Below are 18,740 nucleotides of genomic sequence, written 5' to 3' on the forward strand. Positions count from 1 at the left end.
GATATCGCAGCACAAAAAAATCCACCGCATTATCCGCAGTGGATCAAAACCTTTTTAACCTATTTACTTTTCTGTCCCAAACTCAGCCTCAGCATATTCCTTAATAATAAGATTGCCTCCACGAGCTCTCCATTTCTCAACCTCTTGCTGGAATCCCTCGACGGTAATATTACCTAATATATAGTTATATGTAGCATCCACAATGATTGTAGATAACTCCATATTCTTCTCATCAAAAGTAGATGAGCTCAGAGAAACTGTCGGGTCATCGACCAGAAAAGATTCATTATCTTTACTCAGCTGATCTGCTAGAGAGGTTAATTGCTCCTTCTGAGCCACTTCCATAATGTTTTTATTACTAATGTCCGCGATCATTAAAGCATATAGCGGATTCACTTCCTGTACCCGCAGTTGTGAGGTTTCCTCGGGAAGGATAATCTTGCCGCCTTCAAGCTTATAATGCCGCCCCTCAAAGCCATACATCATTATATTGGCTACATCTTTATCCATGGTCCGATCAAAAAATCCAAGCACCTGCCGAAGCTCCTCCTCTGTGGCAATGGACTTTTTGGAAAAGAGATACAGTCCGTTGTAATTGGGGATAGACCACACTTTATATCCATCAGGCCCCCCGATACGATTGATCAGGGTAAGTTCAGCCTTTGGATTGTATGCTTGAGCTTCAATTGACAACCGCTGCACATCAGTCATGCTGCCAATAAACACACCAGCGATTCCGTTAATGAATTTATCGCGTTGAACCTCTTTACTGGTAAGAGCAAAGTCCTGATTTATGATTTTTTCATCATATAATTTCTTCATAAAATTCATTGTGTTCATATACTCCGCTGTTACGAATTCCGGAACAAATTGATGATTCTCTAGCTTCCAATTATTTGGTGTGCCAAAATAAGAGCTTAGTGTCTTAAATACACCATAAACAAGATCATTACGATCGACTAATCCAAGGGTATCTTGTTTGCCATTCTGATCCGGATCGTTATATGTAAATTGCCTCATTACTTCATATAGATCATCTAAGGTCTGTGGATTGCTTAAATGAAGATTGTCCAGCCAATCCTTACGTATAATGACACCCTGTCTGGAGGAAGGGCGTTCTGTATATAGGCCGTAGATCTTTCCATCTACAGCGGTCTGTTTAAGAATAGCGGGGTCCAGTGCTTTAAGATTGGGGAACTCCTGAAGATATGGGCCGATCTCCCAAAATGCTTCAGAACGGATGGCGTTTTTCACCAGATTATAATCTGAGAACTTCACAAAGGTGACTTTTCCCAAGGAATTAGTGGTCAACGCCGTGTTCATTTTATCGGTATAAACACCCTCAGGCACCCACGTGATATCAAGCTCCACCCCTGTTAATCTTTCAATCTCAGCTATAATCTTTTTTGAAGGCTGCTGTGGAAAATGAAGGGGTGCCAAGATCGAGATGTTCGGGCGAGCTTCTTGCAGTACAGAACCAGCTGACTTTCCATCACTGCAAGCGCTTAACATAGGGAAAACAAGCATGAAAAATAAGCAGAAACAAAACGTTGCCCTTCTACACAAAAATTGTCTAAACATTTCTACAGCCTCCTAAGGTATTGTAAGGATTTTCACCCTACAGCTTGAAGATTTTCCATTTTGTAGTCATAATTAGGGTTAATGATTATTGCAGAACGAGATGATTATTGTTATTTTCCACCAGGTTTCATACACTAAGAACAAGTGTCTACTTCTACATAAGTAAAGGTGCTGAGCCCCGTGAGACCATTAAGCTTTTTAAGTAAATTAACGATTTTTGCCTTTGTAATTAGCACGTTGCCGGTGATATTCATCGGTTCTTTTTCCTATTTCACATCATCTAATGAGATCCAAAAGAACGTAAACAACAGTAAAATGGAACTTATATTACAAATCACCTCAAATGTAGAACATAAGTTAACAACTGTCAATCAAACATTAAACCAAGTGATCAACTCTAGTGTATTAAAAAAAGCACTAAATAACCCTTTAAATGAAACCGATTTCATTTTATATAATGATTTAAGAAACGAAATCCGCAATATGCAATCCTTCGATACGAAACTGGAGGATGTCATCCTGCTCAATCAGCAGCAGAACTGGATGATCAAAAATTCGGGCGTCTACCGTCTGAATGAATACAAAAACCACGCGCAACTCTCTAATCTAATGAATATAGCTGACGATACTTCATGGATTTTGAATCCGTCGTCCTTATTTTATAGCGAGGAGAGCATTAACGTCACTGGCTGCAATTACAGCATTAGTCTTATCAAAAAGCTTCCCACCAATAAGCTGCAAAAATATGGGCTTGCCCTAGCTAATATTCCGGTCTGCAGTCTTCAGGATTTCATTAATTCAGATGTGCAGCCACTCGATGACATTATCGTTCTGGATCAAGCTGGCCGCTTCCTGCTCCATCCGGATACCAGCTTAATCGGAAAACCTAAAGAGCAAGGCGGATTTAAAGAAGTCCCTTTAATCTCTGATCCTTCTAAACAATCCGGACAGTTCAAGACTGTGATCAATAAAAAGAATTACTCCGTCACTTTCATGCGTTCTCAGTTAAATGGCTGGGTTTATCTATCGGTTACTTCTATGGAAAGCTTGACGAAGGAGTCCAATAAAATCGGGATGTTTACGATAATCGTGTGCACCATTATGCTCTTGTTCTCCATTCTTCTGGCATGGATCGGTTCCAGACGTATGTACACCCCTATCGAAAGACTGCTTAATCAGATGGGCCAACGCAAACCGGATATTAAATCGAGACATCGCAATGAATTTCAGATTATAGGAGAACAAGTTCATTCTTTGTTCCAATCCAAATCACAGCTGGAAAAAGAAGTCCGGCAACACTTTCAGCAGGTGCGAACGTTTTTTCTGATCAATGCCTTCCACGGAAATGTTAAGAAACGTGATTTGCTCGAAGAATTAGGGCAATTCGGCTACCAAACACAGCTTAAAGAATGGAAAACCATGGCAGTAATTACGTTGTCTATTGATTATGCCGAGGATTCCAGCTATGAGAAAAAAGATCTCAGCCTCTTATTGTTCGCTGCCCACAATATGATCGAAGAGTTAATCTGTCCTGAACAACGGCTGGCTCCTGTAATCATGGACCATGCGGTAGTCGTATTATTGGGCAGTTCAGACTGCGATACCCAGTCTTTTCATAAGACACTGTATTCGTTAACGGAGAAGCTGCAGCAAGAAATAAATAATTATCTAAAGGTGCAGGTGAGTATTGGGCTGAGCCTTCCCTTCAACGCCTTCGATAAACTAGCCATCGCCTACAGAGAAGGTCTAGAAGCACTGAAACATCGCATTAAGCTTGGCAAAGGCGTTATTATTCAATATGAGAACATTAACTCCGGCAAACATTATCTGAACTTGAACTACCCTACGCATAAAGAAAACGATCTAATGGATGCTATCAAGCTGGCTGAAACGGATAAAGCCAAGGAACTGATTCATTTGCTTTTTAAATCTATTTTTGCCCTTGAGCTTTCACCACAGGAATATCAAATCCCGTTGACCCGCTTACTCAATAACTTGCTCATTATGATGCAGGAATCGGGCATTAGCTTAAATCAGATCTATCATGCTAATGGCTCTATTTTTGAGGAATTGCATGACCTTCATACCGTGGCTGAGATTGAGGATTGGTTCTGGAGCATGGTCATTTACCCGATGATCAAAATTTTTATCAGCAGGCAAAATGCCCAATACCAAAACATCTCTGAGAAAATCATTGATCTGATCCAACATGAATATGATACAGATCTAACCTTGGAAGAATGCGCTTCTCGGCTGCATTACAACGCCAACTATATCAGCAGTGTCTTCCGTAAGGAGACCCAATACTATTTCAGCGAATATTTAACGATGTACCGATTTAAAATGGCGAAAAAATGGCTGCAGGAAACCGATATGCCGATCAAAGATATTGCAGCCAAATTAAGATACAACAATTCTCAGAATTTCATTCGATCTTTCCGTAAACAGGAAGGGATGACCCCTGGACAGTACCGGGATAACAATACAGGCACTAAATCCAAACCAACATTTGACGAATCTATGTAAAAATCACAAAATAATCGTTCAAGGTCGAATCTAAAAAAAAAGAGTCTCTCTTTTTTTCGGAAAATATGTTAACGTGTGCATATAACCATTTAGGGAGGAATTTGAACGCAATGTTGAACTTTCGACTAAATACTAACCGTGTAGAACAAGATGAGATTTCTCAGGAAACCTCACTACTCACCCTCTATCCGCTCGAGACGGATCAACCCCGTCCTTTTATATTGGTATTGCCTGGTGGAGGTTATCAGCACTTAGCCAAACATGAAGGAGAACCTGTGGCTCAATGGCTAAACAGTCTAGGTATTCATGCAGGTGTACTAGATTATCAGGTCGGAGACTTCAACGTCTCTTCTTTGTTAAATGATGTTGAGGAAGCTCTCAAATGGATTAGGGAAGCACCCAAAGCTTGGAATGTGATCTCAGACAAAGTAGGGATGATTGGATTCTCGGCTGGAGGACACTTAGCTTCCATCTTTTCTACCACTAGAGCAGAGAAACCAAATCTTCTTCTGTTAGGTTATCCTGTAATCACTTTCCAAGAGTCCCATTCGCATAAGGGAAGCCGGCTACATTTTCTTGGAGACGACCCATCACAAGCGGAGCTTGACTCCTTTTCCTCAGAAGCCCAGGTGGATTCACTCACACCTCCAACCTTTATCTGGACAACAGCAAACGATGCCAGCGTTCCCGTGGAGAATAGTCTGTTGTTCGCCTCTGCCCTGTCTAATCAGGGAATTCCTTTTGAATTACATATCTTTGAAGAAGGGCGGCATGGTTTAGGGCTTGCTAAAGAACACCCTCATTGCCAGCAATGGCTTTCCCTTGCTGAGAACTGGCTAAGGGAACATCAATACGTTAAAGGAGCAGAAGGCCTTATGAGACAACAACTATTTATTGCAGGCGATTCCACTGCGGCTATTAAAGGCGCTGGAGAAAAACCTATGACTGGCTGGGGAGAATACCTGCAAAGTTATTTTGGGACTTCTATTCAAATCCAGAATCGTGCAATTAATGGTCGAAGCACCAAATCGTTCATAACAGACGGCCGCCTGGATGCCATCAAAAAAGACTTTCAACCCGGCGACTACCTGTTTATTCAATTTGGACATAACGATGAGAAAAAAGATGATCCATTACGTTACACCGATCCTGAAACTGAATATCGCCACAATCTAATTCAATATATAGATGCAGCTCGGCAGCTAGGGGGGACTCCGATTCTGTTAACCTCTGTAAGTCGCCGCCGCTTTAACGCCGATGGAGAGCTTGACCCGTTGGCTGTAGGCGCTTATCCCGAGGTAATGAGACAAGTGGCTGAAGAAACGCACACTCCGCTACTTGATATTTTCACAGCCTCGCAAGCGCTCTATCGTTCATTAGGCGAAGAAGAATCCAAGAAGTTATTCATGCACTTACCAGAGAAAACACATCCCAATTACCCCAATGGAGTTACGGATGATACTCATTTCTCGGATGAAGGTGCCCAGCAAATTGCTAAACTTGTGGTTCAAGCACTTAAACAAAATACAGCCTCCCCTATATCAAACTTACAACAACTTTTATAAGGAGTGATCACAGATGTCTATAATTAAAGAAGTTATTACAGAGTACTATCGTATCCCTTTGCCAGAAATCATGGAGGATGCTAAACACGGCTTGCATACTCATTTTGAAGTACCCATTGTCAAAATTAGAACGGATGAAGGTCGTGAAGGTGTAGGTTATACCTATACTGGCGGATTTGGCGGCAAAGCGATCTGCTCACTAATTGCTAATGAATTAACACATATTTTAGTTGGCAAAGACGCCAGCTGTGTGGAAAGTATCTGGGAGCAGATGAACTGGGGAATACATTATGTTGCTCGCGGGGGTCTGGCGAGCTTCGCCATTGCGGCATGTGACATTGCGTTATGGGATTTACGTGCGAAGAAAGCAGATGAACCTCTCTACAAACTTCTGGGTGGCGCAAGCAATGAGGTCAAATGTTATGGTGGAGCGATTGATTTGAATTTCCCATTAGAAAAGCTCCTGCGCAACAATCAAAAATACTTAGATATGGGCCTCCAGGCTGTCAAAATTAAACTAGGCCAAAAAACATTAGCTGAAGATGTGGAACGAGTGGCTGCGGTACGCCAATTGGTCGGCCCGGATGTAGCCTTTATGGTCGATGCCAATATGAGCTGGAGTGTGGAAAAAGCGATAAAAGCCGCACGTGAATTTTTGAAATATGACATTCTTTTCTTAGAAGAACCAACGATTCCGGAGGATTATGCCGGCTATGCACGGATTGCTGAAGAAACAGGAATGGCCGTTGCAGGCGGAGAGAACTTGCGCACATTAACCGAATTCCATCACATGCTGCAATATGGTCATGTTGATTTCCCTCAACCTGATGCTTCCAATATAGGCGGAATTACGGGCTGGTTAAAGGTAGCTCACTTAACACAAGCCTATAACCTTTCCGTTTCCACACATGGGATGCAGGAATTACACGTTAGTTTGTTAGCAGCTATGCCAAATGCAGGTTATCTCGAAATGCATAGCTTCCCTATCGATCAATACACTACACGTCCGCTAGTGATTAACAAAGACAATGGGATGGCAGTAGCGCCTGAAGTAACGGGCACTGGCGTTACCTTTGACTGGGACAAATTAGCACCTCACAAACAACAATACTAATAGGAGCGATCGATCATATGAGCATTCCCCTTCATCTAGGTGTTCGAGCACATGATTTCACACAAGTTCCATTGCAAGAGTTAATTGAGAAGATTAAGTCCTATCATTTCACTCATATCCAGTTTGCACTTAAGAAATCTTTTCCTGATAGTGCCCCTAGTCTGACGGCTATAAGCCCTGGAACAGCCAGCTATTATGGCAATGCCTTTAGGCAGGCAGGTATTCAGATTGCGGTTCTGGGCTGCTATGTAAACATTGTAGATACCGATCCTTACAAACGGGCACAAGCATTAGCCGCGTTTAATACCCACCTGCGCTTGGCCAGAGATTTTGGCGCTAGTCTGGTAGGTACGGAAACCGGAAGTGTGGGACTTGGGTATACCACAGATAATTTTACAGAAGAAGCCTTCCAAGAGGTGGTGACATCAGTTAAGGCCATGGTGGCGGAGGCCGAACGTTTTGGTGTGACGGTAGGAATCGAAGCAGGACTTCATCATCCGCTGTACACCGCGCCCTTAACCCGCCGACTTCTGGATGAAGTCCCTTCTAACAATCTTCAGGTCATATTGGATTGCGCAAATCTAATGTCACCTACAAATTACTTGCATCAAGAAGCTATTATTATGGAGGCTTTGAAGCTTTTAGGAAATCGAATTGCTATCATTCATTTAAAAGACTTTATCGTCCAAGATGGAGCTATAAAAATTGTCCCTGTAGGTCAAGGGTGGCTAGAGTTTGAGCCGATTCTTCGTTATATGAAATATGAACGTCCTCATATTCAAGGAATCCTGGAAAGCACTCCTGAGTCACATTTAGGAGAAAGCATTACCTTTTTGCAACAGTTATACGAATCCCTGTAGGGCTTCATCCCATTAAAACTAATAAATCCACTGCACACCTCTTTACCTTACTTGGTGCAGTGGATTTTTATATTCTGTTTAACATCCGTTTGACCTCCATCAAATAATCGCCTGTTATGATCAGGGCATCAAGAGTATCTGGGAGGGGTTCCATGCGTCTTGCTTTATTCACGGACACATTTCTTCCGCAAACCAACGGAGTTTCACGTACGCTTCAACGATTAACCACTCATTTGAAAGGGCGTGGTATTGAACATCTGCTTTTCTCACCGAAATCTGCTCCTGAAGACAGTTATGCCGATCCCATACGTCCCATTACCAGCATCCCCTTTTTCTTATACCCCGAATGTAGACTCGCACTGCCCAATATGTCCTCTATCCAATCAGAGCTGAAAGCTTTTCGTCCCGATCTGCTTCATATGGCAACTCCGTTCAATATCGATCTCTGCGGCCTTCGTTATGCGCGAAAACATGACTTGCCCCATGTCGCCTCATACCATACCCATTTTGACCGCTATCTTGAATATTACCGGATGAAAAAAATTGCTCCGCTCTATTGGAAATACATGAAGTGGTTCCACCGCTCCTGCGATGCCACCTTTGCACCATCCTACGAAACCCTCGATTCCCTCCAAGCTCAAGGCTTTCATCGCCTGAAGCTGTGGTCCAGAGGCATCGACTGCCAGCAGTACACCCCCAAAAAACGCAGCCATGAGGTCCGTGAGCGCTACGGAATTACCGCACCGTTACTGCTTCTATATGTGGGAAGGATCGCCCCTGAAAAAGATATAAACACCCTTGCTCTCGCCATGCAGCAATTACCCGAATCTATGCAATCTCAGGTTCATTGGCTGGTCGTAGGAGACGGCCCCCTTCTGCCGGAAATGCGGGCACAGGCGCCCCATAATGTCACGTTTACAGGCTATAAACATGGTGATGAGCTTGCCCAATTATATGCCTCAGCAGATCTGTTCGTCTTCCCTTCCAGTACGGAAACCTTCGGTAATGTTGTCCTTGAGGCTATGGCCTCAGGACTGCCTGTCCTCGCAGTAAATGAAGGTGGAGTGAAGGATCTGGTCACACCCGGCCGCACAGGAATGATTGTCGAGTCCCGCTGCCCGGATGCTTTTATTCGTGAGATTTGTGCATGTATAGAGCACCCTCAAAAGCTAGCTGCTATGGGACATGAAGGTCGACAGCTGGCACTCGGCCGCTCTTGGGAGAATATTTTTGATGGACTCATCCGCGATTATGAAGAGATCATTGAGAATAGACGTTATGATCTTATACCGGCTTTACTACCATTAATATAATAATGACGATAGTAAGCACATGAACCGCCGCTTCTAGGGGAGCGATCTTGTTCATAGCGGTAGTGTAACCCTCAGGGATTTCCTCCCCTTCGCTGGTCATTACGAGCTGGGTTAGCTTTTTCAATCGGGGCTCAACCATTCCAATAATAATCACTTCGATCACGATAAAAAATAATAACGACAGATTTAACCACAACACCGACAAGCCCATTTTATCTATGATCATTAACAAAATACCTGTAACGATCAGGGTGACCCCACCTGTCTTAGGGAATCTGTTTATTTTCTTCATAAGACCAAATACAAAACGAAGCTGACTGCCTGTCTTGGCTGAGCTTGTCAGTATTGGCAGCACAAAAGCTGGCCCAATTCCCACTATGGATGCTATAACATGTATAACTACCACAAGCTTTGAGATCATATGCGTCAAATCCATATTTACAATCCCCCTATCATTCGTTGTTTAGATTCATATGAGGCAGATAGGAGAATTAGTCTTGCAGAATCTTTTAAATCTTAGATAATCTAAAAAAAGCGCCTAGCCGGATATTACCGACTTAGGCGTTTTTTTAACAAATATTCAGTTATTTTACCGTAACTTTCATGATAGCACTCTCATTTACCCCTTGATCATTCAACAGCTCAGCCCGGTATTCATAGACGCCTGGAGAACGGTTAGTAATAGAAGTAGATGCCGTTTGTGCGTTTGGGGTGCCTGCTGTTAAAGTCTTAGTATCGATCAGTATTCCGTTCTCATACAAGCGATACTCTTTGCCGTTCATCCCCCACCATAAATTCATAGTCACTTTATACTCTTCATCGCCATCCCAGTTGTCATTGGACAACACCGGCTTAGCTGGTGCAGCATCCTTCACGATAACCACATGAGCAGCAGACACCGTTGTGCCAAAAGAATTGGTCAGCTCAGCCGTATAGGTGTAGGTTCCGTTTTCTTTTCCGGTAATATTAGTCACTGCAGTCTGTGCAGCTGGGGAATCATCACGTAAGGTTTGCGTGTCGATTAAGGCACCATTCTCATATAGCTTGTAGACCGTACCATTATTGCCCCACCACATATTCATTGTGATTTGGTAATCCCCGTCCAAAAGTCCTGTATCCTGCCCATTATTATTGGATAGAACCCATTGCCCCGGAACACCTGTAGCCTTCTGAGGTCCACTTACGACCACAATCACTTGTTCTGTCGTTGAGAGTCCAGCGTTATTAATGGCTGTTGCGATGAACGTATGCGCTCCCGCAAGTTCTGTGAGTGGAATCTCATCTCCATAAACGACAGGTTTACCATCAAAAGTAATATCCAGACTGCGAATACCAGACTCTGGATCTTCCGCTACGACCTGCACCTTCAATACATCCGTTTCACTCATTTGAGCAGAAGGTAAACCAGAAATCGTAGGTGGTGTAGTATCTTCAGTTTCTCCCGGTGAGCCTACATATTGAATTTTTGGAGCCGCTGGTTGTTCCATCCCTTCACCAAGAAAGAATCCAGGGTGCGGAGGTTGATTATAGCCTACATTTTGCCAAGCTACTGCCAGGCGGTAGATCGGATCATGCATCAATGTGCGAATACGATAATCTGTCATATCCGTTGTTGTGTAGATCCGTAGTTCAGAACTGTCCGTTGCCCGCCAGATCACTTCTTCACGCCAATCCCCGAACAGATCTGCCTGCAAGCTTGGATTCGCCTTGGTGCCATTATTTGAAGAAGCACCTACAGCCGTCAATAAGTTAACCGTTGTCTGATTGCTATAGTCCCACTTATCCACTCGATTAGCATCCAGTAATTCACGTAAAAGATCACCATCCCACCAAATACCAAAATTCGTGGAGGAAGGCAGTTTTTTAGTAATTAGTTCACCTTGCGCACTGTATAGGCCCGTAACAGGTATATGCTCCTCATTGGTGATCGTTGCAGCCCATACCTCTTCGCCAGCATATCGCGGATCAATATCCGCTGACATCCCCCGTCCAGTATCAATCCCCGTGAACACACCCCATAATATATCTCCTGTAGCTGCATCACGCATTTCAATCCCATACTTCGAATCGGTATGCTCATGAACATCAAAGACTTCCAGCCCGGGTCTGGTAGGATCAAGGTCCCCGAAATGAATTGCATCACCATGGCCAAGCTTTGTATTATACAGCGGCAACCCATCATCGTCGATTGCCATCGCACCGAAGGTTATTTCGTCCTTACCGTCGCCGTCCACATCTCCTACAGAAAGATTGTGGTTTCCTTGACCTACGAAGTCTCCATATCCTTCATCATTAGAATCGAAACGCCATACTTTCTCGAGCTTGCCCTCGCGATAATTGTAAGCTGCAAGTACAGTTCTAGTATAATAACCGCGGCTAAAAATCACGCTTGGCTGCTCGCCGTCTAAATAAGCTACAGCTGCCAAAAAGCGGTCTACACGGTTACCATAGGTATCCCCCCAAGCGCCAACATCTCCACGTGGCGGATCATAATCCACGGTATCCAAGGCCCGGCCTGTTGCCCCTTCGAACACCGTTAAATATTCATTGCCCAGCAGCACATAACCCGAACTGTTACGATAGTCTGCACTGGCATTGCCAATGACTTTTCCTTGACCGTCCACTGTGCCATCTGCCGTCTTGATCATAATTTCGGCACGTCCATCACTATCCAGATCATATACCAGGAATGGAGAATAGTGTGCACCGGCACGAATATTAGGCCCTAAATTAATCCGCCATAAGCGAGTTCCATCTAATTTATAAGCGTCCATATAGACAAGTCCAGTATACCCAGCTTGAGAGTTATCCTTGCTGTTCGAAGGTGACCACAACATGATGATTTCATATACACCATCACCGTCCAAATCACCTACACTTGCATCTCCCGCACTATACGTATACGGTTGACCATCCTTGGTGTAATCATCTGTTGGCTTTTGCAAAGGGATCGATAGATATTGCTTCTGCCATACGCTGAATGGTTCCGAAGCAGATTTCTCGACTCCATTGATTACTGATGTGATTCTATATTTGGCATCCTCCCTGCCTGTAATATCGAGATAGTTCGTGTTTTGAGTAATCAACGAATCATTTAGTTTCTTATCGCCACGATACAGATTGAATCCTATCGTTTCCGGATCCAGACCTAACATCCGCCAGCTGATATACACACCTTCATCTGTCTTAACCGCTACAGGCGCACGATCCAGCGCCTCCATCTTCCGGTATAAAGTTGTCACCGCTGAGGTTTCCAACGTAGCGGATAGATCAGAGATGCCGCCTGCATTTACCGAGGCTACTTTGTAATAGTAAGGAATGGTAGTCAGAACGGTCATGTCTGTGTACGAAGCTTCGAATGATTTGCCGATCAGGATGAACTCACCGTCTGCGGATTTCGCACGATAAATGTTGAACATCCGTGCATCCGCTACCTCATTCCAAGTAAAGGTCACATCATTTTTGTTCGTAGATTGTACAGCTAGACCACTAGGTACGGGTGCTTTTGCTACGGAGGGATCAATCATAGACACTTTTAGCGCATTAGAGCCTACGGATTCCAGTCCCGTGCTGTCGACCGAAGTTACCGTATAGATATATTCCATACCAATATCCGCAGTGGTATCTGTGTAGAACGGCTCTATTGTCTCGTCCAGCAGCTCTGCACTATTCGCAACCGTAGCCTGACGATATATACGGTATTTCAGCGCCCCCTCCATACTGTCCCAAGAAAGATTAGCTGTAATAGGCTCACTGTTTAAATCCAGGCTACCCAGTTTCAGATTCGTTGGGGCTAATAATAACGGTGTGATCTCCAGCCCATTGAGATGAGCGGTTGTGCCACTAAAGACAAGATTCATCTGCCCGTCTTTGACAGTAATCTGGTTATACAGCTTCTCAGCAATATTTTCCTTACCTGAGGAGACTGTTCCGTAATCTTTGCCTTCAATGGCTACATTCGTCTTGGCAGATCCAATCCAATCTCCTGTATAAGTCTTAACAGAATAATAACCATTGGGTAAATCAACTTTGAATTCATACGATCCTCCAAAATAAATCACAAAATCTCTGCGCAGATCGTCCGTCGCATTTCCCCGATCCCGATCAATCATCCCTGCACTCGAGGTCAAACCATATCCTCGTTCTGGGGTATATAGGACATTCACATTCACTTCCGTATAACCCGCAGCAACGGGTGAACCAACAGGTCCGAAATCATAACGATACTGAGCGGATTTCGTAGTCAGCTTCACTTCATCTGAAGGCTCAGACTCTCCTAGCCCATTCACTGCAGTCACTCTTACCGAGTAGCTTTGACCTTCAACCAACCCGCTTAATGTCAATGAAGGGACAGTTGAAGTTCCCGCTAATGTATAAGCAGATTCGGCTTCTGCCGCTAGCTTACGATAGATTTTATAGATATCTGTACCTTCTACTTTATTCCATTTCAGTACTGCACCTGCATTACTGATACTCCCAGCTACAAGTCCTTCAGGCTTCGCTGGCACCGTTTCCGGCTGTTTGATGTCCTGCACAAAGCTGGAGAGTGGAATATTTAATTCCCCTATTCCTTTGGCCAGCAGACGGGCCATTTGAATGGCTCCGTACTCTTGAAAGTGAGTATCGTCTGTCGAGCCATTTGGGAAAGCACCATATATCCCTGCATCGAGGTGAAGGAATACAGAGCGTGTAGCTGCAAAACCGATAGAATTGTAATAAGCTACACTGAGTGCGCTAAGATCGACCAAGTCAACATCCAACTCACTTGCTACTTCTTTCATAGCCTGCACATATTCTGGAAAGCTCACATTAAATTTTTCACTCGCGGCATTATAATCTCTGCGGCCCATGGGAGTCACCAGAATCGGAGTTGCTCCTCTTTGCCTAGCTCCATTGACATAAGTTTTTAAATAAACTTTGTAATCGGCTGGAGAAGCATATCGGTCTGGAACGCTAATCGTTGCGTCATTATGACCAAACTGGATAAGGAAATAGTCACCCGGTTGGATCTTACGCAGGACTTCATCCAGCCTTCCCTCGACAATAAATGACTTAGAGCTGCGGCCTCCGATAGCGTGATTCTTAAACGTTACTTCCTCGCTAAAGAAATCAGGAATCATTTGTCCCCAGCCTGCCTGTGGTATCCAATAAGGATCATAAGTCTGCACAGTTGAATCACCCGCAATATAAACCGTAGGCAATTCATTAGCAGGACGGTCTGGCTGCTTAGTAATCACCAGTGCATTGATATTAGGCTTAGTGCCAGAGAACACCAAGTTCATTTGTCCATCCACCAAAGCGATGTCAAAGCTCATTTCCAAGTACTGGCCTGCTGTTTTGCTCGTCTGTTGAACTTTTTGAATGGATTCGACTTTGATGCCAATCTCTGTATCTCCGGCGCTGTCACCAGCGATAAGTGACACAGTATAGTCGCCATTCGGTAAATCTACATTAAAGGTAGCATCCTTAGGGACCACAAAATCTGATCGCAAAGGATCTGAGGTTCCTCGGTCTACCCCAGTTACTTTCGATATATCTGTAAATCCATATTTAACCTCAGAGGAATAAGATACCCCTGCATCTACCTTAAGATAACCTTCAGCCACAGCACCCGGGCCAAAATCAAAGGAATAAACATCCCCTTCTGGCAAAGTTCCAGGAGGCGTATACACAGCGCTTTCCACCTTATCAGATAGCTCTGATTCTCCTTGGTCATTGGCTGCCTTCACCCCATAATATTGCCGTTTTGAGGTATCCGCTGAGGCATCCGTAAATGTCGTCTTCTCTGACTGACCAATCTCATGGAATGTTCCATCTGCTGAATCAGACCTTAAGATCGTATAGCGGTTTGCTCCAGCCACACTGTTCCAACTCAGTTGAACAGAACTTACACCTACACTGACAATTGAAAGACCGATTGGTGCTGCGGGAACCTCTACCCCCGGAATTTTGTCTACTGTCACAGATGCGCTCAAAGCAGACTCCTCACCCTTTCTATTTACAGCTGACACATTATAAATGTAGCCACTGCCTTCATTTACGTCTGAATCCACGTAGCTGTTAGCTGCAACTTGACCTATGGCTTGAAGAGTTCCACTAGGAAGAACCGTTCGATAAATATTGTAATAGACTGCTTCTGTCACGCTGCTCCACCCCAGAGATACCTCAGTGGGAGTGATATTATGAACCACTAATCCCTCAGGGGCTTTCAATGGACCTGGTACAATCTGCTGAATAATTAGTCCATTTAAATATCCGCCAACCCCTGTACCCGTAATGCCGACGGTCAGTTGACCATCTTGAACAGTCGTCCGATAGGTAGCTTGATTTACAGCTTGCTTGCTGCTTATCGACCCAGCCGTGCTACCTTCCAAAGTAATCGTAGTTTTGGTTGTACTTGTACCCGCTAGTAAATCTCCTGAGTATACAGTCACATCGTAATCCCCATTAGGAAGATCCACCAAAAAAGAATAGGACAGTCCCAATACAAAATCGTTGGTCATACCGTCTCCACCCGAACGATTCCTCGAAGCAACCGCCTGATCTAAACCATACCCTAGCTCATTCGTATATAACTTAGATTCATGCACGCCTGTATAACCACTCATAACAGGACTTGTTGCTGTTCCAAAATCATATTGCAAGGTTATTGGGCCTGAAGCTGCACTGGCCTGTTGCCCCCCAAATGTTGTAGATGGAAGTATTGATGAACAAATGAAGATCCACGACAATAACACCATAAATATTTTATTTCCAAGTTTATTCCTCTTCATCTTCCGTGCTTCACCCGCTTTCTTATGATTGAAAGAACTTAGTACGCATCTAGCCCTGTTGTAGTAAACGCTTACAATAAGCTTCGTTGTCATTCGTTCTTCAAATATAAGTTCACTTCGTGCGCGTATCCCCTCCTCTTTGCTCAGGCAGCTGGATGGTTGATAATTCCAGTTTTACTCATATCCAACACGATACTACCACCTAAGTGTCACTCTGAACATTTAAAAAACAGATTTTATCATACACTAAACCGTTCAATTTCTTCGCCTATAGTTATAAAAACCTACGATTTGGTAAGCAGTTAGGACAGAAGAATCAGTGAGGGGACACCCGCCTTTTGAGATCACGACAACAGTTTTGCTATTCCTTCATCCTTAACCATTCACTTCTGAGCAATCCATAGGAATAAGTATCATGCCAGATTGGCTCTCCATTACTATCGTATTTAAAATAACCCGTCTGCAAAAAATGTCCTTCTCGACGAAGCTTCAATCGTTCAAGCAGTTTCCATGAGCGTGTATTTTCGGGATCACAGTTCGCAATCACACGTCTCATTTTCAGATTATCAAAGCCATAGTTTAACAATTGATTACAAGCCTCTGTAGCATACCCGCTTCCCTGAAAATCAGGGTTAAAAACATATCCAAATTCCCAAACGCCAAAAGCCTCTGGTTGGCTCTCTTGAAAATATAAGTTGCCGATCATTTTTGTCGTAGATTTAAGACAGACTGCCCAAAAAGCACGGTCCGATGACCGTCTGAGCGCCTCAGTGCGAGATTCATCTGCACTAAACAAGGAATAGGGCTCATATTTCACAACACTTTCTTGCGACAAATATTCATGAAGGTCTTTCCAATCCTCTGCTGAGAACCTTCTAATCCATAAACGTTCGGTTTCCATAATTTCCATCAGAACATCACTTCCCCAATATTAATAGTAAATATATACCATACACCCCATAATACCCCTATGCCTTTTTTATTTCATATGAGCAAAATCATTTCACAAACAGCAAATAGGCCTCCTTGGATTCCCAAGAAGGCTGATGAATGTTTCTCTATATCTTAACTCCGCTTAAACTGCCACCTGACGCAAATAATCGTTCGATATGCTTCTGAACGGTTGGGTCGGGAATCAGTGGTGGGGCTTGATGGGGTTTTACCCGAGCATCAATAATCACGTTATCACAGGACCAATGTTTATACTCAGTAGAACTGTTCACTCCATAGATATCATGAGATGGATTACTGCGGGTAAACGTCGCCCATAGGAAATTGTCGATCTTTTCACTCAAAAACTCGCTATCATCACACAAAATAATCATTGGACAAGAAGGAAGTGCCCCTTGCTCCTGAATAGCTTCACTAAGCTTGTTCATTTCCAATGCTGCTTCAGCGTAGCTTGTGAATTTAGCACCTTGAAGGGCAACAAGACCAGGCATCACCATTCGTGCATGTCCAAATCCCTGTAATTCTTTAAGCATGCCCGGTACCTCTGTACATAGCTCTCTTTTCTTATCCCCTACTGCTGCGAAGATCACTTTACTTCCGCTGTTTAATCCTGTGCCGGAATAATCAAGCGTATCAATCGTGGTGTTGGTATAGAAATGAATATCTCTACGAAGATTAATCCGCTCCAAGATATACGTCAAGAAATCCTCGATATTATGTGTACTGATAGGCTGATTCTCTTCTGCAGTAATAAACAAAAACTTAGCTAAACTAAGCTGACCCGTACCTAAAATCCGGTTAGCAATGGTCAGAATTTCCGCTGGCTGCTTTACTTGCTGATAAGGCGTATAACGTTCACTGCCAATGGCGAACAGCAGGGGATGAACACCCGCAGCATCGACTGCATGAACTTCTTTGACGCCCGGAATTTCTTGGCGGATAGCCCCACCTGTCAGCTCGTGAATTAACTCACCAAACGCGGTATCTTCCTGTGGCGGCCGACCGACAACCGTAAATGGAAAGATTGCATTTTTTCTGGCGTACACTTTATGTACTCTCATTACTGGGAAAGGGTGAACCAAGCTATAATAGCCTAAATGGTCGCCAAATGGCCCCTCCGGCTTCGTCTCACCAGGGTGAATTTCACCTGTTATCACAAAGTCCGCATCATTGCTGATACAGTAACCATCCACATAGCTATAGCTGAAATGGCGTCCTGATAATAAACCTGCAACGATCATCTCACTCATTCCCTCAGGCAAAGGCATAACCGCCGATAAGGAGTGAGCGGGTGGCCCACCGATAAAACAACTCACTTTAAGCGGTTGTCCTTGGCGGTTCGCTTTTTCCTGATGTACGCCAATGCCGCGATGAATTTGATAATGAATGCCCACTTCTTTATTTAATTCATACTCATTTCCAGTCAGTTGCACACGGTACATTCCCAGATTGGAATTCATAATGCCCGGCTTGTCCGGATCTTCTGAATACACCTGCGGCAAGGTTACAAAAGCACCACCATCTCCCGGCCAATGTGTGATTAGCGGAAGATCAGAGATACTAATTTCCTGGAAACCGCTTGGCAGACCTCCTGGCTTTTTAATAGGCAATGCTTTTCTCGCGGATAATCCGGTTCCAACATATTTAAATGGATTTTTGAGTGCTTTTACGGGATCGTTGCGAAGGGCAATTACGTTATGTGTGGAGTCCCAAGTCCGCCGAAAGATAAACTTACTGCGCTCTAGCGTTCCAAAAAGGTTAGATACGGCCCGAAACTTCGAGCCTTTTACATTCTCAAATAATAATGCGGGTCCACCAGCCTCATAAACCTTTAGGTGAATCGCCGCCATCTCTAGATAAGGGTCCACCTCTTCACGAATCCGAACTAAATGTCCGTGTTTCTCTAAATCATTAACACACTCTTCTAAATTGCTATATTTCATTTCATTACTCCGATCTCTAGAAGGTTATTACAAGATTACTTGGATGCTTTAATTATACCCTGTAAGATATTAAAATAAAGCGCACGCGTACCCTATGTACTAGAACCTAACGTC

10 protein-coding genes are annotated in these 18,740 nt (G+C 43.8%); 5 read left to right on the forward strand and 5 right to left on the reverse strand.

Going from position 1 to position 18,740, the window contains the following annotated elements; translation table 11 throughout:
• Positions 1 to 63 precede the first annotated feature (63 nt).
• Positions 64 to 1,581, reverse strand: coding sequence for an extracellular solute-binding protein (locus tag MKY63_RS00365; protein WP_051491060.1), 1,518 nt, complete (start codon positions 1,579 to 1,581; stop codon positions 64 to 66).
• Between the two features lie 180 nt (positions 1,582 to 1,761).
• On the opposite strand from MKY63_RS00365, the gene MKY63_RS00370 reads away from it, so the two are divergent.
• From MKY63_RS00370 to MKY63_RS00390, 5 genes are all read left to right on the forward strand, one after another.
• On the forward strand, positions 1,762 to 4,107 hold the full coding sequence (locus MKY63_RS00370) for a helix-turn-helix domain-containing protein (protein ID WP_076098493.1): 2,346 nt from the start codon (positions 1,762 to 1,764) through the stop codon (positions 4,105 to 4,107).
• Positions 4,108 to 4,217: 110 nt separating this feature from the next.
• Complete coding sequence (locus MKY63_RS00375) at positions 4,218 to 5,672, forward strand: GDSL-type esterase/lipase family protein (RefSeq protein ID WP_036679431.1); 1,455 nt, start codon at positions 4,218 to 4,220, stop codon at positions 5,670 to 5,672.
• Between the two features lie 13 nt (positions 5,673 to 5,685).
• Positions 5,686 to 6,786, forward strand: a complete 1,101-nt coding sequence (locus tag MKY63_RS00380) for a mandelate racemase/muconate lactonizing enzyme family protein (RefSeq protein ID WP_036679245.1) — start codon at positions 5,686 to 5,688, stop codon at positions 6,784 to 6,786.
• 17 nt (positions 6,787 to 6,803) lie between these two features.
• Entirely contained in the window at positions 6,804 to 7,646 is an 843-nt protein-coding gene (locus tag MKY63_RS00385; RefSeq protein WP_036679244.1) for a sugar phosphate isomerase/epimerase, read from the forward strand.
• Between the two features lie 152 nt (positions 7,647 to 7,798).
• Positions 7,799 to 8,959 carry a glycosyltransferase family 1 protein gene (locus tag MKY63_RS00390; RefSeq protein ID WP_036679242.1) on the forward strand — a complete coding sequence of 387 codons (1,161 nt, stop codon included), beginning with the start codon at positions 7,799 to 7,801 and terminating at the stop codon, positions 8,957 to 8,959.
• On the opposite strand, the gene MKY63_RS00395 is transcribed toward MKY63_RS00390, so the two are convergent.
• The 4 genes from MKY63_RS00395 to MKY63_RS00410 all read right to left on the reverse strand — a co-directional run bounded on the left by MKY63_RS00395 (position 8,931) and on the right by MKY63_RS00410 (position 18,626).
• A complete protein-coding gene (locus MKY63_RS00395) occupies positions 8,931 to 9,395 on the reverse strand; it encodes a DUF2269 family protein (protein ID WP_235219424.1) in 465 nt (154 codons plus the stop codon). The two genes, MKY63_RS00390 and MKY63_RS00395, sit on opposite strands and share 29 nt — an antisense overlap.
• A gap of 148 nt (positions 9,396 to 9,543) precedes the next feature.
• Positions 9,544 to 15,732: an SGNH/GDSL hydrolase family protein gene (locus MKY63_RS00400; RefSeq protein ID WP_306037054.1), complete on the reverse strand. Its 6,189-nt coding sequence runs from the start codon at positions 15,730 to 15,732 to the stop codon at positions 9,544 to 9,546.
• A gap of 361 nt (positions 15,733 to 16,093) precedes the next feature.
• Positions 16,094 to 16,642, reverse strand: a complete 549-nt coding sequence (locus MKY63_RS00405) for a GNAT family protein (protein ID WP_179087080.1) — start codon at positions 16,640 to 16,642, stop codon at positions 16,094 to 16,096.
• 148 nt (positions 16,643 to 16,790) lie between these two features.
• A complete protein-coding gene (locus MKY63_RS00410; protein WP_036679241.1) occupies positions 16,791 to 18,626 on the reverse strand; it encodes a UbiD family decarboxylase in 1,836 nt (611 codons plus the stop codon).
• Between the last annotated feature and the right edge of the window lie 114 nt (positions 18,627 to 18,740).

The sequence above is a fragment of the Paenibacillus sp. FSL R7-0189 genome (genome assembly GCF_037969925.1).
Classification (GTDB): Bacteria; Bacillota; Bacilli; order Paenibacillales; family Paenibacillaceae; genus Paenibacillus_AQ; species Paenibacillus_AQ odorifer.